The following is a 17,991-nucleotide window of genomic DNA, read 5'->3' as shown; positions in this document are numbered from 1 at the left end:
TGAGTGTCAGAACCTTATTTCCATAAAATCCGTGTTACTGAGCGATCGGTGTCAAAACCTAATTACCGCAAGATACGGGGTTCCGGCGCGCTCGGTGTCCAAACCAACTTCGATTTTACCAGGCAGCCCGGTTTTACCCCATCCTAACCCTTTTACCCGGTCCTAACCATTGGCCGCTATCCCGCGGGTGTGACTGATGTAAACCGGGAAGATCGGGTCGACCCCTTCAAGCTGTCGGTGGCGTCCGTCCTGGGGTTGCGGGGCGGGACGAGCGCGGACTGGAATCGCTTGCGGGGCATGCAACTGGTGCGCGTGGCCAACGCGTGGAAGACACGGTTGCTCGGCCACGCGTTTGCCGCCGCCATGGTCACCTGGACATGCCTGGGGCAGGTTCCCCTGATGCTGCTGGCCGGCTGGTTGGCCCTGCTCGGCATCGTGCTCGCCTATGCCATCGTCCACGATGCAGGCCTGCGCGATGCGGACAATCGCAAGATCCGCTCGAACGAGTTGCACCGGCATGCTTTGCGGGCGGGAATGCTGGGGGTGGTCTGGTCTGCCGCGATCATTCTTTTCACCACCTATCTCGCGCCGGACGACAGGTTCGTGATGATCGTGGCGATCGGCACCCTGATCGCCGGGTCCGCGCTGGTCGTTTCGGGGTCGCCGTTCAGTACGGTCGTTTTCGGGGCCATCGCGGGCGCCGGCATGTTGACGGTGCTGGCGATCGAAGGCGCATATCAACTCATGGGCCTGGTGGCCTTCTTCCTGGCGCTGGCGGGTGTCGGTACGATTCAGATCGCGCGCATCTATCTCGTTGCGCGGATCGCCGAAGCTGACAGCGAGGAAAAGAGCGAAGTCGTCTCCCTCCTCCTGCGAGAGTTCGAGGAAAACGAGGCAGACTGGTTGTGGCAGGTCGACGCGTCGCGCCGTGTCCGGGGCGCTTCGGCGCGCTTCTCGTTCGCGCTCGGCAAACGGCCTGAAGAGCTTGAGGGGCAATCCTTCCTGCAACTGATGGCCGGCGATGCCTGGGAGGGTGGAACGTTTCCGCCCAGCCTGCACAAGCTGGCCGAGGTAATGAAACGGCGCGAGAGCTTCTCCAACCTGATGGTCAAGGTTTCGATCGGCAGGCAGGTTCGCTGGTGGGAACTGTCGGGCACGCCGCTGGTCGTCGACGGCGTCTTCGCAGGATTTCGCGGGGTCGGCTCGGATGTCACCGAACAGCGGGAATCGTCGGAAAAGATCGCCTATCTCGCGCGCTACGACACGCTGACGGGCCTGCCCAATCGCCTGATGTTGACCGAGGCGCTGGGCGATGCGCTGCAACATGCGCGGCAATGGCGCACGCGCTGCGCGTTTCTGATGATCGATCTGGACCGGTTCAAGGGGGTGAACGATTCCCTCGGCCATCTCGTCGGCGACCGGTTGCTGGCGCAGGTTTCGCGCCGGCTCAAGGAACTGATGGACGAGAACGCGCTTTGCGGCAGGCTTGGGGGCGATGAATTCGCCATTGTCGTGCGCGATGCGGCGGATGCGGAGCGGGTCGAAGGTATCGCACGCCAGGTGATCGAACGGCTTTCCCAGCCTTACGAGATCGACCGACACACGCTGTATATCGGTGCGAGCGTGGGATCTGCTTTCGGCCCCCGCGATGGAACCACGGTGGAAGATCTGATGCGCAATGCCGATCTTGCGCTCTATCGCGCGAAGGAAGAGGGAGGCAGTGGCCACTATGGCTACGAACCGCGCCTCCACGCGACGGCGGAGGAACGGCGCAAGCTGGAAATGGCCTTGCGGCGTGCGCTGGAGGACGGCGAGTTGTCGCTCAATTTCCAGCCGGTCGTCGACGCCGGGGACGAAACGATCGTCAGCTTCGAAGCCTTGATGCGGTGGAACAGTCGCGATCACGGTTTTATCAGCCCGGGCAAGTTCATTCCCCTGGCCGAAGATACCCGCCTGATCGTGCCGATCGGCGCCTGGGTGCTGGAACAGGCATGTCGCGAGGCGGTGAACTGGCCCCGCCACGTGCGCGTAGCGGTCAATGTGTCGCCCGAACAGTTGCTGGAACGCGACTTTCCCGCGTCGGTCGTTCACGCGCTGTCATCGAGCGGGCTGGATGCCCGCCGGCTGGAAATCGAAGTGACGGAGAGCATTTTTCTGCGCGATCCCGACGTCGCCCGAAATTCGCTGGAGCAGGTCATGGCGTTGGGATGCACGGTCGCGCTTGACGATTTCGGGACCGGCTATTCGTCGCTCGGCTATCTGCGCAAGCTCCAGTTCTCCACCATCAAGGTGGATCGCACTTTCGTTCAGGGCGCGTCGCAGGGGGGGCAGGAAAGTCTGGCGATCATGCGTGCGGTTGTCGCGATGGCCCGGAGCCTGGAGATGGCCACGACGGCCGAGGGTGTCGAAACACCCGAACAGGTTGAACTGGTGCGCGGTCTGGGGTGCGACAAGATCCAGGGGTTCCATTTCGGCCGGCCGATGCCGGCAGACGAAATTCAGGCCCTCTTTCGAAATCGGGAAACGCTGATCGCCTGATTTCAGGCGGCAACCAGACCCTTCACCGCACTTTCGAACAGCGCGCGCCCATCGCTGCCGCCGTGGTCGGCCTCGATCGCCCGTTCGGGGTGGGGCATCAGGCCAAGGACGTTTCCGGCTTCGTTGATGATGCCCGCAATGTCACGCCGCGAACCGTTGCAGGTATCGAGATAGCGGAACGCCACAAGGCCTTCGCCTTCCAGCCGGTCGAGCGTGTCCTCGTCCGCGAAATAGTTGCCGTCGTGATGGGCCACCGGCAGCGCGATCTCCTGACCTTCGTCGTAGCCAGCAGTGAACAGCGACCGGTTGTTCTCCACCCGCAGCGGGACGGTGCGGCAAATGAAGTTGAGCTGCGCGTTGCGCATTAGCGCGCCGGGCAGCAGGCCGGTTTCGGTCAGGACCTGAAAGCCGTTGCAAACGCCCAGCACCGGCACGCCGCGCTCCGCCGCCGCAACCACCGCGCGCATCACCGGGCTGCGGCTGGCGATGGCGCCGCACCGCAGGTAATCGCCGTAGGAAAAGCCGCCCGGTACCGCGACGAAATCGACCCGATCGGGCAAGTCGGTATCGCCGTGCCAGACGCGCAGTGCGGGCGTGCCCGACACTTTTTCCAACGCGACAGCCATATCCCGGTCGCAGTTCGATCCGGGGAAAGTGATGACCGCGCCGCGGAACGCCATCACGCGGGCTCCATCGTTTCGATACGGAAGTTCTCGATCACCGTATTGGCCAGCAGTTTGCGGCACATTTCTTCCAGTTGCTCCTGGCTGGTGTCGTCGGCGACGTCCAGTTCGATCAGGCGGCCGACGCGCACGTCGTCCACACCGGAAAAGCCCAGCCCTTCCAGAGCATGATGGACCGCGCGGCCCTGGGGATCGAGCACGCCCGGCTTGAGGCTGACATGGATGCGGACTTTCATGGGCGGGGCGCCTTTCGCTGCGAGATCGGGACTCGCGCGCAGCCTATGGCGCGTAGCGGCGGCGGGGGCAAGTCGTGCATGCGCGGGCGCGGGCCAACCATCGCAAGTCTCCGATTTCTTGAACAATTCGCAATCTGCCGGTGTTAGGGGCCCGGCGAATGAAAGTGGATCTCGTCTATAATCCGGTCGCCGGCAGCTTTCGCCAGAGCCGGCTCGACATGTTGATCGCCGCGTTCCGCGCGCAGGGCGTGGAGGTGGCTGTGCTGCCCAGCGCTCGCGACGGTGCGCGCCTGTCGGGTGCCGCCGATCTCGTCTGCGTTCTGGGCGGAGACGGGACCGTGCGCGACACGGTGGAGGCACTGGGCGACGATGCGGCGCGCGTGCCGCTGTGCATTGCGCCGGCCGGCACGATCAATCTTGTCGCGCGGGAACTGGGCTATGCCAGATCGCCCGTGCGCTTCGTGGATCAGGTGCTGGCCGCGTGGGCTGGCGGACGGGAGACTTGGGTGCGTGCACCGCTTTACCGGCTGGGCGCGACGCCGGTGGTCGCCTGCCTCAGCATCGGGCCGGACAGTCATGCGGTCGCGCAGGTATCCGGCGATCTCAAGCGACGAATAGGCCGATATGCCTATGTCGTATCGGTGATGCGCCAACTCGCCCGCTGGCCGCGCGAAACGATCGCCATCAGCGGGGAACTGTCCGACGGCACGCCGTTCGAATGCGAGGCAGAAGCTGCGATTGCATCGCACGGGGCGTTCTATGCCGGGCCATTCCGCCTCAGCCCACGGGCCGGACTGGCGGCCGATTCCGTCGAATTGATCACGCTGCGCCGCTCCACCCGGATCGGCGCGGCCGCGCTGACCGGCGCGGCGATCATGCGGTTGCCGCTTGATCGTCTGGGACTGGCGGAAATCCGTTCCGTGCGGCGGGTCGCGTTCGATCGCTGCGTCGCGCCGGTGCAGGTCGATGGGGATCACATACCCGATTGCGCGCACGAAATCGCAGCCAGCGGAATGGCGCTCAGCTACGTGATCTGAGGACCGGTTACTTCTTCGGCTTGATCGGGCTGCGCAGCTTGCCGCGGTGGGCATTCAGGTCGAAGACCTCGCCCGGGCCGTTATCCTCGTTCTGCAACAGGCCGAGACGGCGGGCGACTTCCTGATAGGCGTCTTCCTCGCCGCCCAGGTCCCGCCGGAAACGGTCCTTGTCCAGCTTCTCGCCCGTGGTCATGTCCCACAGGCGGCAGCCGTCGGGGCTGATTTCGTCGGCGAGGATCAGGCGGCTGTAGTCGCCATCCCAGATGCGCCCGAATTCGAGCTTGAAGTCGACCAGGCGAATGTTGATCGCCGCGAACATGCCGCAGAGGAAATCGTTGATGCGGATCGCCATGCTGGCAATATCCTGCATTTCCTCGTTCGATGCCCAGTTGAAGCAGGCGATGTGCTCTTCCGCGATCAGCGGGTCGCCGAGGCCATCGTCCTTGTAGTAATATTCGATCAGCGTGTGCGGTAGCGGTTCGCCTTCCTCGATGCCGAGACGCTTCGAGATGCTGCCGGCGGCGACGTTGCGCACGACCACTTCGATCGGAACGATCTCTGCCTGGCGAACGAGCTGTTCGCGCATGTTGAGACGCCGGATGAAGTGGGTCGGGATGCCGATATGGCCGAGGCGCAGGAAAACATATTCGCTGATGCGATTGTTGATCACGCCCTTGCCGTTGATCGTGCCCTTCTTCTGGGCGTTGAAGGCAGTCGCATCATCCTTGAAATACTGGATCAGCGTGCCCGGTTCGGGCCCTTCGTAAAGGATCTTGGCCTTGCCTTCGTAGATCTGGCGGCGACGGGGCATGGGGAATTCCTAGCGCACAAAATAACGGTGCCCCGGCGAACGAAGCGCCATGCGCTTCGCCGATGCCGGGGCAGGAAGCTGCCCATTACCGCGATTGCCCGTCCAAGGCAATCGTACGGCCCGCGGCGTGGCGGGTGGGCTATGCCCCGGTCAGGGACGCGTCTGACCGTCGCCGTGAACGAGATACTTGAAGCTGGTGAGCTGCTCCAGCCCGACAGGGCCACGCGCGTGCATCTTGCCGGTCGCAATCCCGATTTCCGCGCCCATGCCGAATTCGCCCCCGTCTGAAAACTGGGTGGAGGCGTTGTGCATCACGACCGCGCTGTCGATCGCGGTCATGAACCGGCGCGCGGCCTCCGCATCCTCGGTCAGGATGGCATCGGTATGATGGCTGGAATGCCGATCGACCCAGGCGATCCCTTCGTCGAGCCCGTCGACGATCTTCACGCTGGCGATGGGGTCGAGATATTCGGTATCCCAGTCTTCCTCGGTCGCGGGCTTGATCCGGTTGTCGAGAGCGACTGCCGCCTCGTCCCCGCGCAATTCGCAGTCCGCTGCCATCGCATCGGCCAGTTTCGGCACCACCTGATCGGCGATTTTGCGGTCGATCACGATGCTTTCGGTCGCGCCGCAGATGCCGGTGCGGCGCAGCTTCGCATTGCGAATGATCTGGACCGCTTCGTCCACTTCGGCCGCCTCGTGCACATAACTGTGGCAGTTGCCGTCCAGATGCAGCAGCGTGGGCACACTGGCCTGATCGCGCACCAGTTCGACCAAACCGCGGCCGCCGCGCGGGATCACGAGATCGACGAACTGGTCCGCTTTCAGCAGAGCGGCAACGGCCTCGCGGTCAGTGGTCTGGACCGTCTGCACCGCATCTTCGGGCAGGCCCGCCGCCTTCAGACCGGCGCGCATCGCAGCCACGATTTCGCGGGTGGAATTGCGGCTTTCCGATCCGCCGCGCAGAATGATCGCATTGCCGGATTTGAGGCACAGCGCGCTGGCGTCTGCGCCGACATTTGGGCGCGATTCGTAGATCATGCCGATCACGCCGATGGGCACGGCGACCCGTTCGATCTTCAGCCCGTTGGGCCGGTCGAACTGTGCGAGCTGGCGACCGACGGGATCGGGAAGCTCGGCGATTTCCTCAAGCGCGGTCGCCATCCCCTCGATCCGGTCTTCGGTCAGGCGCAGACGATCGACGAAGCTGTCGGGCTTCTTGCCTTCGACGCTGGCGACGTCTTCCTGGTTTGCCGCGATCAGCGCGGCGGAACCTGCGCGCAAGGCCTTGGCCGCTTCGCGCAGGGCGGTGTTCTTCGCCTCCGTGCTGGCCGATATCAGCCCCCGGGCCGCTTCGCGCGCGCGGCTGCCCAGTTCGTGAATGTGAATTTGCGGGTCCAAAGCCTGATCGTTCATAATGTCCTCATACACGTTCGTGTTAACGGCGGGAACGGCGCAGTGTCAGCGCAGCTCTACCGCCCGGTCGTAAGCCGCCTGCAGCGTGGATCGCATCAGGCGCGTCAAAGTCTCGTCGCCGTTGAGCGCATTGAGCCCGGCGGCGGTGGTTCCGCCCTTGCTGGTCACCGAATTGCGCAAGGTTTCCAGATCGCCATCCTCGTCGGCTTCCGCCATCGCGACCGTTCCGGCCATCGTGCCGAGCACCATTGCGCGCGCTTCTTCCTGCGAGAAGCCGAGATCCTGCGCCGCGGCAACATAGGCGCGTGCGATCTCGAACACATATCCCGGCCCCGACCCTGCAACCGCGGTTACGCGATCGAGCTTGTCCTCGCTGTCGACCGTTATCGCGGTGCCGGTGCGGGCCATCATTGCCTCGGCATGGGCGCGCTGATCGTCGCCAACCCCCGGGGCGGGACAGATGCCGCTGACCCCCTGGCCGACCGCGGCGGGCAGGTTCGGCATGACCCGTATGACCGGGGCACCGTTCATGGCGTTCGAAATGCGTTCTGCCGAACAGCCGGCGGCGATCGAAAGCACGTAGCCGCCCGGCGCCAGGCGATCGGCATGGGCCGGCATGATGTCGGCGATCATCTGCGGCTTGATGGCGACCACGATCACATCGTAGCTGTTCTCGCCCAGCTCGCCCGCGTCAGCCACCAGTTGGGCGGGGGCGGGGACCTGACCAAGTGCCGGATCAACAATAGTAAAGTTATCGCCGCCCGACATCCAGTGTTCCAGCAAGGCGCCGCCCATTTTTCCGCAGCCGATCATGAGGATGTTTTTGGTCTTCAAGCTTTGGCCCTCTTAAGCAAAGTATATTCAACAATTCTAAATCAATTTATACTTGAACTTTTCATCAGTGTGACGAAAGTTTATGAAAGTATAAATTTTCTGGCGTGTCCACGGTTGTGCGTTGCACAATTCCTACCTAGATAGCGTCGGGAAAATTGCAAGAAATGGATTTTTTTGTGGCTGAGAATCGAAGCATCGTCGTCAAGATTGGTTCCGCGCTCCTCGCGAACCCCGACCTGCTCACCCCCCGCTTCAGCTTCATACAGCGCCTGCTCGAAGACGTGGCGCAATTGCGGAGCGAGGGGTGCAACGTGATCCTGTGCTCGTCCGGCGCAGTGGCATTGGGCTTGCGGACAGTCGGGGAAACGCCCGAAACCGCCGGGGTGAGCGACAAGCAGGCCGCTGCCGCCTGCGGCATGCCGCTGCTGCTTAATGCCTACAAGCAAGTGGGGCACGAATACGGTTTCGAGATTGCGCAGGTCCTGCTGACGCTGGGCGATTTCGAACATCATCGCCGGTTCCTCAACACCCGCAACACGGTCCACCGCCTGCTGGAAGCGGGCGTCGTGCCGATCGTGAACGAAAACGATTCGATCACGACGGAGGAAATCCGTGTCGGCGACAACGATCGCCTGGCCGCGAAAGTGGCGCAGATGGTGGGGGCGAAGGAATTTGTCATCCTGACTTGCGTCGAGGGGCTGTACGACCGGAATCCCGACGATCCGGCTGCCAAGCTGGTGGAAGAGGTCGGCGACGTCGGCGAATATATGGAAGCCACCACCGGCAAGAGCACGCTGGGCACCGGCGGCATGACCACCAAGCTGAAAGCCGCCAACATGGCGCAGGAAGCAGGGTGCACGACCTATATCGCCAATGGCGAGCACGAGCGTCCGCTATCGGCCGTCCTCAGCGGGGAACGGCGCTGCACGAAATGCCTGCCGCATCCCAAGCCTTTGTCGGGCAAGGACAGCTGGATTGCCAATCGCCTCCAGATGGCAGGCAGCATCGAAATCTCGAAAGAGCTGGCCGATGCGCTGGTCGACGAAAAGCGTTCGATCCGGCGCGAGGATATCCTGGCGATGGACGGCGATTTCACGCGCGGCGATGTTCTGCACCTTTACGACAGCGAAGGGGTGGAGCGCGCACGGGGGCTGAGCGATTTCACGTCGGAAGAAATTCGCGTGATGACCTTCAATCCCGATACGCCGGAAGAACAGCTTCTGGGTTACAAGACCAAGGGCGAGGTCATTCGGTCGAACAATCTCGTCATGCTGGAAAACCGGCACCTGCTGTGGGACGCACCGGAGGGGATGACCCCTTCCTGATCGGACACGGCCCGATCGCACCCGCTTTCGGTTGCGCCAACTTCACTTGGCGTTCAGCGAGGGCGGGGTTATAGGCCCGGTCCATGATCAATCGCTCGCGTTCGCCGCTCAAGCTCGCTCTGGCCGTTACCGCATCTGCGGCCGCCCTGTTCACCACCGGTTGTGCGGGGCGCTCCGGCGGGCCCGAAGACACGGCCTATGTCGCACGCGACGTCGAAACGCTCTATTCCGAAGCGAAGCGTCGGCTCGATTCCGGCAATGCGAAGTTTGCGGCCGCGCTGTTTGACGAGGTTGAGCGTCAGCACCCTTATTCACCCTGGGCCCGCCGGGCACAGCTGATGAGCAGCTTCAGCTATTACGTCGCGCGCGATTACAACAAGGCGATCCAGAGCGCGCAGCGCTTCCTCTCGATCCATCCGGGCAACAAGGATGCGCCTTACGCCTACTATCTGATCGCGCTCAGTTATTACGAGCAGATCAGCGACGTTCACCGCGACCAGGCGATCACCGATCAGGCGCGCACCGCGCTGAACGAAATCATCCGTCGTTTCCCGCAGACCGAATATGCGTCCGACGCGCGGCTGAAGCTCGACCTCGTCAACGATCACCTTGCGGGCAAGGAAATGGAGATCGGCCGTTTCTACGAACGCAGCGGCAAATGGCTGGCGGCGCAGATCCGGTTCCAGAACGTGGTGGAAAATTTCCAGACCACCAGCCACACGCCCGAGGCGCTCTATCGCCTCACCGAAACCAGTCTGGCCCTCGGCGTTCCTCAAGAAGCGGTGAAATACACCGCCGTCCTGGGGGCCAACTATCCGGGCAACGAGTGGTACGAGAAGGCTTACGAGCTGGTGCAGGACCACGCCAGCGGCGTTACCGCGAGCTGATTTTCAATTCTGTTTGCAAGCCTTGCCGCGGTTGGTGACGTGCAACACCAATCCGGCTAGGGAATCGGGTCAGATATGCTGACCCGCCTGTCCATCCGCAATGTCGTGCTGATCGAGGCGCTCGATCTCGATTTCGGGCGCGGCCTTGGCGTGCTGACGGGCGAGACGGGGGCGGGCAAATCGATCCTGCTCGATGCGCTCGGCCTCGTGCTGGGAAACCGCGCGGAAACGATGCTGGTGCGGGCCGGGGCGGATCGGGCGAGTGTTACCGCTAGTTTCGAATTCGCGCAGCTTCCCGCGCCTGTCGTGGAAACGCTGGACGATGCGGACATTACGATCGAACCGGGCGAACCGCTGATGATCCGCCGCCAGGTGCGGGCGGACGGGGGCAGCAAGGCTTTCGTCAACGATCAGCCTGCCAGCGTGGCACTGCTGCGCGCTCTCGCGCCCGCGCTGGTCGAACTGCACGGGCAGCACGATGACAGGGGACTGGTCAATCCGCGAGGGCACCGCGCCTTGCTCGATCGCTATGCCGGGGCCGATACCGCCGGAATCGCCGCCGCATGGGAAACCTTGCGCGCCGCCGAAGAACGGCTGGATGCTGCGCGGGCGGCTATCGCACAGGCGAAGGCCGATCAGGATCTGCTGTTGGCCCATCTCGCCGAACTGACCGCTCTGGAACCCCAGGCGGGGGAAGAGGCGCGCCTCGCCGAAGCGCGCGCGGCGATGCAGAAGGGCGAACGCCTGTCGGGCGATCTGGAGGAACTGCGCCATTTGTGGGACGGGTCCGATTCCCCGCTGGCATCGCTGCGGGTGGCGGCGCGCCGGCTCGACCGCATTGCGCCCGAACATTCGTTGCTGGCCGAAGCGCTCGCTGCGCTCGACCGGGCGGTGATCGAAGCGGGGGAGGCCGAAGCGAAGCTGGAGGAAGCGGCCGAGGCGCTGGTCCACGATCCGGCAGCGCTGGAAGCTGCCGAAACCCGCCTGTTCGACTTGCGCGCCCTGGCCCGCAAGCACCGCTGCGAAGTGGATGAACTGCCCGGGAAGATGCGCGAATTTCGCGCCGCGCTGGACAAGATTGAAGGCGGCGAGGCGGAGCTGGACGCGCTGGAAGATGCGGCGAAGGAAGCCGGCCGGAATTACCGCGAACGGGCAGAGGCGCTGCACGATAGGCGGGTGGAGGCCGCGGCCGGGCTGGATGCGGCGGTGGCAGGCGAACTCGCCCCGCTGAAGCTGGATGCCGCGCGGTTCCGCACTGCGGTCGAGCCTCTGGCCGAAGACCGCTGGGGCCCGCATGGCAGCGACAGCGTCGAATTTCTGATCGCGACCAATCCCGGCGCCGATTTCGCGCCCCTGGCCAAGATCGCCAGCGGGGGCGAACTGTCGCGCTTCATCCTCGCGCTCAAGGTCGCACTGGCCGAACAGGGCGGGGCGGCGACGGTGATTTTCGACGAGATCGACCGCGGCGTCGGCGGCGCGGTTGCCAGCGCGATCGGCGAACGGCTGGCCCGGTTGGCGGGCGACGGGCAATTGCTGGCGGTGACCCATAGCCCGCAAGTCGCCGCGCGCGGGCGCACGCACTACCTGATTGCCAAGTCGAGCGAGGGCACGGTCACGAAAACCTCCGTCCGCCTGCTTGACGAAGGCGAGCGGCAGGAAGAAATCGCCCGGATGCTGTCCGGCGCCGAAGTCACGCCCGAAGCCCGCGCGCAGGCCGACCGCCTGCTGGAGGGGGTGTGAGGTATGCGGTTCTCGGAGGGGCATTGCTGATGGCGGCAGGGTGTCAACCGGTTCCCGAGGGCGCGCCCGACGCGTCCGTTCCCGTGGCGAGCGGCGACCGGTTCGGCACCGACGCGCATCTCGCGCCGTCGCGGCCCGACGCCGTGCTGCGCTATGCCGATCACCCGCGCGGCTTTGCCGAATTGCGTCTGCCGGAAGGGGACGGACCGTTTCCGCTGGCGGTGATTTTCCACGGCGGCTGCTGGAAGGCGGGGATCGCCAATCAGGCCTACATGGCCCCGCTGGCGACCCGGTGGCAGAACCTCGGCATCGCCACAATCAACGTCGATTACCGCGAAGTGGGCGATGGCGGCGGCTGGCCCGGTTCGTTCGCGGACTGGGCGGCGGCGGGCGAGCTGTTGAACCGCGTGGTCGCCGATTACCCGGTCGATCCCGCGCGCATCACGCTGGTCGGCCATTCGGCGGGCGCCCTGCCGGCGCAGTGGCTGGCGCAACGGCAGGACGATCGCGGCCCGCTGGGCCCGCGCGACCCGCTGGCGGTGCGCGCAGCGATCGTGCTCGACGGCCCGGCAGACGTCGGGGCGGAGCGTGCGGCTTTCGATGCCCTGTGCGAATTTTCCGCGGTCGATCCGTTCATGGGCGGGGACCCGGCGGCGCAGCCGGATCGCTATGGCGCGCTTGGCGCCGCGCCGCTCGCGCTGGAGGAACTGCTGTTCGTCCAGGCCGTGCTGCCCGCCGCGCCCACCGCAGCGCAGGAGGCTATCCGCGCTGGCGGCACGCGGCTGGAAATCCGCGCAAATCCGCAGGCCAGCCATTTCGATATCCTGACGCCGGGCGCCGACGCCTATCGCGCCAACGAGCCGGCGATGCTGAAGGTTCTGCGGGGATGGAACCCGGCAGGAGAGACACTGTGACTGAGACGCGCTTCGGAGATTATCATCGCGACGGCTACCGGTTGATAGAGAGCATAATCTCGCGCGAAGTGGCGAACGGCCTGTTGGCGCGCATGAAGACGGACTTTGGCCGGCAGAATGTTGATCTCGCGCGCCTTCGCCAGGATGGGCCATTGCTGGTGCGACCGGCGGTTGAAATTTACGGCCATCACTATCCGCTCTTCGCGACGTTCCACTGGGGCCTTACTGCTGCGATTCAAGGCGAAGTGGGCGTTCCGTTGCTGCCGACATATTGCTATTTCCGGCTTTACGGTTCCGGTGATGTCTGCCTCGTGCACGGGGATCGCCCGGCCTGCGAGCACAGCCTGTCGCTCACACTCGGCTATGCCAATGACAAACTTTGGCCGCTCGAGATTTCACGCAAGCCGATCAGCGAACCGTATGCTCGGGCCGACTCCTCGTTCGCGGAAGGTGAAGATCCGGTCGCAATCGACATGTCTCCGGGCGATGCCGTGCTTTACAAGGGGGTGCACCACCATCATGGACGCACCGCCCCCAATCCGAACCGGTGGTCTGCCCACCTTTTTCTTCACTGGGTCGAACGTGGTGGCGCCTTCGCGGCTGAAGCTTTCGACAAGCAGCCTCCCCCCTTGCGCGTAGATTTTTGAAGCGATGACCGTTGACGTCCCCTCCGAAGCCGAAGCCGCGAACGAGCTGATGCGGCTGGCGAAGCAGATCGCGCGGCACGACCGGCTCTACCATGCCGAGGACGCGCCCGAGATCACCGATCAGGAATACGACGCGCTCGTGCGCCGCAATGCGGAGCTGGAGGCGCAGTTTCCCCATCTCGTCCGCCCCGATTCGCCCTCGCGCGCGGTCGGCCACGCGGTTGCGGCTTCGCCTCTGTCCAAGGTCACGCACGAGGTTCGCATGATGAGCCTCGACAATGCCTTCGCCGACGAGGAAGTGGCCGATTTCGTCGCCCGCGTGCGGCGTTTCCTGGCACTGGAGGAAAGCGCGCCGGTCGCCTTCACTGCCGAGGACAAGATCGACGGGCTATCGTGCTCGCTGCGTTACGAGAACGGCGTTCTCGTGCGCGCGGCGACGCGCGGCGACGGGCAGGTGGGCGAGGACGTGACCGCCAATGTCGCGCATATTCCCGACATCCCGGCCGAGTTGACCGGCGACGTGCCCGAGGTGTTCGAGGTGCGCGGCGAGGTCTACATGGAGCGCGAGGCCTTCGTGGCGCTCAACGCCCGCCTGATGGAGGAAGCGCGCAGCGCGGCCGAGGCAAAGGGCGAGGCTTTCGATCCGGCCAAAGTGCGCCAGTTCGCCAATCCGCGCAATGCCGCGGCCGGGTCGCTGCGGCAGAAGGACGCCAGCGTCACCGCCAGCCGCCCGCTGCGGTTCTGGGCCCACGGCTGGGGCGCGGCCAGCGCGGTGCCGGGCGATACGCAGTTCGCCGTGATGCAGCGGATCGGCGAATGGGGCCTGCCGATCAGCCCCGACCTCGTCCGGTGCGAGACGCTGGAGGCGATGCTGTCCCATTACCGCGCGATCGGCGAAAGGCGCGGTGCGCTCGGCTACGAAATCGATGGCGTGGTCTACAAGGTCGACCGGCTCGACTGGCAGGAACGGCTCGGCTTCGTCGCCAAGGCGCCGCGCTGGGCGATGGCGCACAAGTTCCCCGCCGAACAGGCCGAAACGACGCTGGAAGCGATCGACATCCAGGTCGGCCGCACCGGCAAGCTGACGCCGGTGGGCCGGCTCGCCCCCGTCCTGGTCGGCGGCGTGACGGTGACCAATGTCACGCTGCACAACCGCGACGAAATCGCCCGCCTCGGCGTGCGGCCCGGCGACCGGGTCAAGGTCCAGCGTGCCGGCGACGTGATTCCGCAAGTGGTCGAAAACCTGACCTGCGATGAAGAGCGCGAACCCTATCGCTTCCCCGATCAGTGCCCCGAATGCGGCAGCGAGGCCGTGGCGGAAGAGGGGGAAGTCGATGTCCGCTGCACCGGCGGCCTCGTCTGCCCGGCGCAGCGGACCGAGCGGCTCAAGCACTTCGTCAGCCGCGGCGCGCTCGATATCGAGGGGCTGGGCGAAAAGACGATCGATCAGTTCTTCGCGCTCGGCTGGCTCGAAAGCCCGGCCGACATCTTCCGCCTGAAGGACCGGCGCGATGCGATCCTGGCGCTGGATGGGTGGAAGGACAAGTCGGTCGAGAACCTGCTGGCCAGCATCGAGGCCAAGCGTAGGCCCGACGCGGCGCGGCTGCTGTTCGGCCTCGGCATCCGGCATGTCGGCGTGGTCACCGCGCGCGACCTGATGAAGGGGCTGGGCGAGATCGCCCGCCTGCCCGGCAAGGCCGCGGACATCCAGGCCTACCGCGAACAGAACCCGCGCGGGGAGGGCGAATCCGACGGCAAGTTCAACGCCCGCATGGTCGATGCGATCAAGGACATCCTCGAAGTTCGCGCCGACGGGATTGGCACCGCGGTCGGCTTTGCGCTGGCGGATTTCTTCCACGAGAAGCACAATCGCGCGGTGTTCGACGATCTGCTGCGCGAACTCGATCCGCCGCGTTACGAGGTGGAAACGAAGGAAAGCTCCGTCTCGGGCAAGACGGTGGTCTTCACCGGCAAGCTGGAGACCATGAGCCGCGACGAGGCCAAGGCCCAGGCCGAACGGCTGGGGGCCAAGGCCGCCGGCTCGGTCAGCGCGAAGACCGATCTGCTGGTCGCCGGACCGGGCGCGGGCAGCAAGCTGAAGAAGGCGGCGGAACTGGGGATCGAGGTGATCGACGAGGCCCAGTGGGCGCAGATCGTCGCGGAGGCGGGGTAGGGGCGAGTTGCCCCGTTAGCCCCTCCCGGACCCACGACAGCCCCCTGCGTCATCCCAGCGAAAGCTGGGATCGCTCGCAATCAGATGATGACGTCGAACAGGTCGCTCCACGACGGATTGGTACGTTCGATCAGCTCGATTTTCCATGCGCGTTTCCACGCCTTGATCGCTTTCTCCCGCGCGATAGCGCTTTCGATCTCGGCGTGATCTTCGACATAGACGAGTTGCTTTAACCCGTAGCGACGGCAGAACTTCGATCCCGTCCCGTCGCGATGTTGCATTATTCTGACAGGAAGGTCGGACGTTACGCCGACATAGAGAACGCCGTGCGGTTTGTTTGTGAGAATATAGATGTGGCCGGCCATCCCTAGCGTTCGGCCTGGCGGCGAGCGATCCCAGCTTTCGCTGGGATGACTGCAACTTGCGGAACCCATTTCATCACTCCGCCGGCGAAGGGCGTCCATAGCCCGGTTCGCGCCCCGGCGGCGGCGAGGGTGTCGCTGGTCCACTGGTTGCAGGTATTGCCCAGGTGATAGGTGCCCGGTGCGTCGTAGAACACGTCCCGGTCGGTATAGCCGCGATGGACCGTCCGGCGCGCCGGTGGCAGGACCTGGCTTTCGATCCGGCGCACGAGGCGGGCATATTCCCCGGGCCGCAACCGCAGCACACGGGCGTGGTCGTCCGGCGCTGGACGGACGTAGTGCGCGACATGGAGCAGGCCGTCACCGCCCACCGCTGCGCTCAGCGCAGTTCCCGGCGACAGATCGGCCCAGGTCGGGGTATGGAGGAACACCTGCCGCTCCCCCCAACTGACAGAAACGTGGGTATAGGGCTGACCCGCCGCGCCGGGGGGCAGGTCGGTCGCGGGGAAATCGGCCCGCCAGTCTTTCTGCGCGGTCACCAGCGGCATGACGATCGCGGTATGCACGCCGTTGGTTTCGAGCATGATTGGAACACCACGATCCGGCTCGCGCCAGTCGGCATTGCGCGGGATCGCAGAACCGATCCATGCGGCGGCCATAAACAGGCCCGTGGCCAGCGCGACCCAGGCAAGGATCCGCCCGGCCAGTCGCGCCGCGCCTCTCAGGACCGCGGACGTTTGCGCAGCCACAGGATCGACCAGTCGCCGTTGACCGTCCGCGCCGCCAGCCGGAAGCCGGCGCGACGGCAGGCGGCCCGCACAGCCGCTTCCTGCGTTTCCAGCAGTCCGGCCAGCAGCAAGTTGCCGCCCGGCACCATCGCGCGCGCGAAATCGGGTGCCAGGGCGATCAGTGGCCCGGCCAGAATGTTGGCGATCAGCAGATCGTAGGGGCCACGCGCTGCCAGCAGGGCATCGTCCATCCCATCGGCAATCGTCATCGCCAGCTCTCCCGCCCGGCCGCCCAGCGGCACACCGTTGATGGCGGCGTTGTATTCGACCACTCCGGCGCAGGCGGGATCGATGTCGCTCGCGGTTGCGAGTGCGCGGGGCCACAGGGCCATGGCGGCGAAGGCGAGCAGGCCGGTGCCGGTGCCGATATCGGCGCAATTGCGCACGACCGTTCCGCGCTGCTTCATCGCGTCGAGCATCGCCAGACAGCCGGCAGTCGTTTCGTGCTGGCCTGTACCGAACGCCTGGCTGGCGGGGATCGCGAACGATCGCATGCCAGGCGCATCGCTGGGCGCAAAATCGGGCGTATGGACGAAGAAACGGCCGGCCGTGATCGGTTCGACGCCCTGCTGGCTTTCAGTCACCCAGTCCGTTTCGGGCAGTTCTTCCGCGATCAGTTCGGGCGCGTCCCCGGTGAACAGCGCGGCGATCATCGCGCGGTCGGCGCGGCGCGGCTTGCGCGGGAAATAGGCGTCGAGCCGCCAGTCATCGGGTCGGCCGTCGGCCAGTTCGAAGCCCGCGAGCACGATCTCGTCATCCCAGTTGGTCGCGCTTTCCTGCGCGACCAGTGCGCCCTGGACCGTTGCCTTGTCGGCAAAGGCCGTCAGCTTCCAGCTATCGGACATAGCTCGCCCCATTGGCGTCGAGCGTTGCCCCGGTCATGCTTTCCGGCGCATCGAGCGCGCAGAACACCGCGATCCCGGCGATTTCCTCCGGCTCCGCCACGCGACCGAGCGGGATATCCGCAAGCAGACCCGGCCCGCCGCGGCTTTCGAGATAGTCGCCTGCCATCGAAGTGTCGGTGAATCCGGGGGTGATGCCGAAGCTGAGGATGCCCTCGCCGGCATAGGCGCGGGCAATCGTCTTGTGCAGCGCCAGCATCCCGCCCTTGGCCGCGGCATAGTGCCAGTGAGCAGGAGAATCTCCGCGGTGTCCGGCGCGGCTGGCGATGTGAACGATGCGCCCCGACACGCCGCGTTCCAGCCAGTGCTGCACGGCAAAGCGCGAAAGCTGCGCGGCGGATGTCAGATTGATGCGCAGGGTATCCTCCCAGGCGTCGAGCCATTCGATATCCGATCCGTCGATCGGATTGGCTGCGAACAGCCCGGCGTTGTTGATCAGCACGTCGATTTCGCCGCCCGCGCGCGACAGCGCCTCGTCCCACAGCATTTGCGGCGCGGAGGGCTGAGAGAGGTCGGCACCGATGGTCTGTTCGTCATGATTGGCGCTGCCGTGGCCGATCACACGGACGTTGCGCGTTTCGAGGAGTTCGCGGATTGCGGCACCGATGCCGCGGCTGGAGCCGGTGACGAGGATATTGGGCATCCGTGTCCCGTAGATTATCGCCATCGATCCGTCATCCCCACGCCGCACGCCGCAC

17 protein-coding genes are annotated in these 17,991 nt (G+C 65.1%); 8 read left to right on the top strand and 9 right to left on the bottom strand.

Annotation, left to right across the window (positions count from 1 at the left end; translation table 11 throughout):
• The first annotated feature begins 189 nt into the window (after window positions 1-189).
• Entirely contained in the window at window positions 190-2,538 is a 2,349-nt protein-coding gene (locus AM2010_RS07155) for a putative bifunctional diguanylate cyclase/phosphodiesterase (protein WP_053043991.1), read from the top strand.
• Window positions 2,539-2,540: 2 nt separating this feature from the next.
• Here AM2010_RS07155 and purQ read toward each other — a convergent pair whose 3' ends face one another.
• Both purQ and purS read right to left on the bottom strand, forming a co-directional pair.
• Window positions 2,541-3,218 (bottom strand): phosphoribosylformylglycinamidine synthase subunit PurQ, encoded by a 678-nt coding sequence (gene purQ / locus AM2010_RS07150; protein WP_047806489.1) that lies wholly within the window; start codon window positions 3,216-3,218, stop codon window positions 2,541-2,543.
• Complete coding sequence (gene purS, locus AM2010_RS07145; RefSeq protein WP_047806488.1) at window positions 3,218-3,457, bottom strand: phosphoribosylformylglycinamidine synthase subunit PurS; 240 nt, start codon at window positions 3,455-3,457, stop codon at window positions 3,218-3,220. The genes purQ and purS overlap by 1 nt, the downstream gene beginning before the upstream one ends.
• Window positions 3,458-3,615: 158 nt before the next feature.
• Here purS and AM2010_RS07140 point away from each other — a divergent pair, with 158 nt between their 5' ends.
• A complete protein-coding gene (locus AM2010_RS07140; protein WP_047806487.1) occupies window positions 3,616-4,494 on the top strand; it encodes a diacylglycerol/lipid kinase family protein in 879 nt (292 codons plus the stop codon).
• 7 nt (window positions 4,495-4,501) lie between these two features.
• Here the strand turns inward: AM2010_RS07140 and purC are convergent, their stop codons facing one another.
• The 3 genes from purC to AM2010_RS07125 form a co-directional block, all read right to left on the bottom strand.
• Complete coding sequence (gene purC, locus AM2010_RS07135; protein WP_047806486.1) at window positions 4,502-5,305, bottom strand: phosphoribosylaminoimidazolesuccinocarboxamide synthase; 804 nt, start codon at window positions 5,303-5,305, stop codon at window positions 4,502-4,504.
• A 150-nt stretch (window positions 5,306-5,455) separates the two neighbouring features.
• Window positions 5,456-6,721 carry a glutamate-5-semialdehyde dehydrogenase gene (locus tag AM2010_RS07130; RefSeq protein WP_047806485.1) on the bottom strand — a complete coding sequence of 422 codons (1,266 nt, stop codon included), beginning with the start codon at window positions 6,719-6,721 and terminating at the stop codon, window positions 5,456-5,458.
• A 45-nt stretch (window positions 6,722-6,766) separates the two neighbouring features.
• Complete coding sequence (locus AM2010_RS07125; protein ID WP_236699434.1) at window positions 6,767-7,555, bottom strand: pyrroline-5-carboxylate reductase family protein; 789 nt, start codon at window positions 7,553-7,555, stop codon at window positions 6,767-6,769.
• A 176-nt stretch (window positions 7,556-7,731) separates the two neighbouring features.
• On the opposite strand from AM2010_RS07125, the gene proB reads away from it, so the two are divergent.
• From proB to ligA, 6 genes are all read left to right on the top strand, one after another.
• Window positions 7,732-8,880: a glutamate 5-kinase gene (proB, locus tag AM2010_RS07120; RefSeq protein ID WP_201784036.1), complete on the top strand. Its 1,149-nt coding sequence runs from the start codon at window positions 7,732-7,734 to the stop codon at window positions 8,878-8,880.
• A gap of 83 nt (window positions 8,881-8,963) precedes the next feature.
• The gene (locus AM2010_RS07115; protein WP_047806483.1) at window positions 8,964-9,767 is read left to right on the top strand and encodes an outer membrane protein assembly factor BamD; all 804 of its coding nucleotides are present in this window, start codon (window positions 8,964-8,966) and stop codon (window positions 9,765-9,767) included.
• A gap of 75 nt (window positions 9,768-9,842) precedes the next feature.
• Window positions 9,843-11,507 carry a DNA repair protein RecN gene (recN, locus tag AM2010_RS07110; RefSeq protein WP_047806482.1) on the top strand — a complete coding sequence of 555 codons (1,665 nt, stop codon included), beginning with the start codon at window positions 9,843-9,845 and terminating at the stop codon, window positions 11,505-11,507.
• A 29-nt stretch (window positions 11,508-11,536) separates the two neighbouring features.
• Window positions 11,537-12,421, top strand: coding sequence for an alpha/beta hydrolase (locus AM2010_RS07105; RefSeq protein WP_053043989.1), 885 nt, complete (start codon window positions 11,537-11,539; stop codon window positions 12,419-12,421).
• The gene (locus AM2010_RS07100) at window positions 12,418-13,068 is read left to right on the top strand and encodes a hypothetical protein (RefSeq protein ID WP_236699433.1); all 651 of its coding nucleotides are present in this window, start codon (window positions 12,418-12,420) and stop codon (window positions 13,066-13,068) included. Before AM2010_RS07105 ends, AM2010_RS07100 begins: the two co-directional genes overlap by 4 nt.
• A gap of 4 nt (window positions 13,069-13,072) precedes the next feature.
• The gene (ligA, locus tag AM2010_RS07095; RefSeq protein ID WP_047806480.1) at window positions 13,073-15,241 is read left to right on the top strand and encodes an NAD-dependent DNA ligase LigA; all 2,169 of its coding nucleotides are present in this window, start codon (window positions 13,073-13,075) and stop codon (window positions 15,239-15,241) included.
• An 80-nt stretch (window positions 15,242-15,321) separates the two neighbouring features.
• Here ligA and AM2010_RS07090 read toward each other — a convergent pair whose 3' ends face one another.
• The 4 genes from AM2010_RS07090 to AM2010_RS07075 are packed head-to-tail and all read right to left on the bottom strand — an operon-like array spanning window position 15,322 to window position 17,936.
• Window positions 15,322-15,606: a GIY-YIG nuclease family protein gene (locus AM2010_RS07090; RefSeq protein WP_047806479.1), complete on the bottom strand. Its 285-nt coding sequence runs from the start codon at window positions 15,604-15,606 to the stop codon at window positions 15,322-15,324.
• A gap of 2 nt (window positions 15,607-15,608) precedes the next feature.
• Window positions 15,609-16,352, bottom strand: coding sequence for a DUF2459 domain-containing protein (locus AM2010_RS07085; protein WP_236699432.1), 744 nt, complete (start codon window positions 16,350-16,352; stop codon window positions 15,609-15,611).
• Window positions 16,325-17,236, bottom strand: a complete 912-nt coding sequence (locus tag AM2010_RS07080; RefSeq protein ID WP_047806477.1) for a 50S ribosomal protein L11 methyltransferase — start codon at window positions 17,234-17,236, stop codon at window positions 16,325-16,327. The genes AM2010_RS07085 and AM2010_RS07080 overlap by 28 nt, the downstream gene beginning before the upstream one ends.
• Window positions 17,226-17,936, bottom strand: a complete 711-nt coding sequence (locus AM2010_RS07075; RefSeq protein WP_047807778.1) for an SDR family NAD(P)-dependent oxidoreductase — start codon at window positions 17,934-17,936, stop codon at window positions 17,226-17,228. The genes AM2010_RS07080 and AM2010_RS07075 overlap by 11 nt, the downstream gene beginning before the upstream one ends.
• Window positions 17,937-17,991: the final 55 nt, after the last annotated feature.

The organism is Pelagerythrobacter marensis, assembly GCF_001028625.1.
GTDB classification, from domain to species: Bacteria; Pseudomonadota; Alphaproteobacteria; order Sphingomonadales; family Sphingomonadaceae; genus Pelagerythrobacter; species Pelagerythrobacter marensis.
This window is presented reverse-complemented; position numbering and strand designations above follow the sequence as displayed.

Excerpts from the sequence above, each read along its gene's own strand:
- AM2010_RS07105 (WP_053043989.1), top strand. The coding sequence starts at position 11,537 with ATGGCGGCAGGGTGTCAACCGGTTCCCGAGGGCGCGCCCGACGCGTCC.
- AM2010_RS07075 (WP_047807778.1), bottom strand. The coding sequence starts at position 17,936 with ATGCCCAATATCCTCGTCACCGGCTCCAGCCGCGGCATCGGTGCCGCA.
- ligA (WP_047806480.1), top strand. The coding sequence starts at position 13,073 with ATGACCGTTGACGTCCCCTCCGAAGCCGAAGCCGCGAACGAGCTGATG.
- purC (WP_047806486.1), bottom strand. The coding sequence starts at position 5,305 with ATGCCCCGTCGCCGCCAGATCTACGAAGGCAAGGCCAAGATCCTTTAC.
- purS (WP_047806488.1), bottom strand. The coding sequence starts at position 3,457 with ATGAAAGTCCGCATCCATGTCAGCCTCAAGCCGGGCGTGCTCGATCCC.
- AM2010_RS07140 (WP_047806487.1), top strand. The coding sequence starts at position 3,616 with ATGAAAGTGGATCTCGTCTATAATCCGGTCGCCGGCAGCTTTCGCCAG.
- AM2010_RS07130 (WP_047806485.1), bottom strand. The coding sequence starts at position 6,721 with ATGAACGATCAGGCTTTGGACCCGCAAATTCACATTCACGAACTGGGC.
- AM2010_RS07090 (WP_047806479.1), bottom strand. The coding sequence starts at position 15,606 with ATGGCCGGCCACATCTATATTCTCACAAACAAACCGCACGGCGTTCTC.
- AM2010_RS07115 (WP_047806483.1), top strand. The coding sequence starts at position 8,964 with ATGATCAATCGCTCGCGTTCGCCGCTCAAGCTCGCTCTGGCCGTTACC.
- purQ (WP_047806489.1), bottom strand. The coding sequence starts at position 3,218 with ATGGCGTTCCGCGGCGCGGTCATCACTTTCCCCGGATCGAACTGCGAC.
- recN (WP_047806482.1), top strand. The coding sequence starts at position 9,843 with ATGCTGACCCGCCTGTCCATCCGCAATGTCGTGCTGATCGAGGCGCTC.
- AM2010_RS07080 (WP_047806477.1), bottom strand. The coding sequence starts at position 17,236 with ATGTCCGATAGCTGGAAGCTGACGGCCTTTGCCGACAAGGCAACGGTC.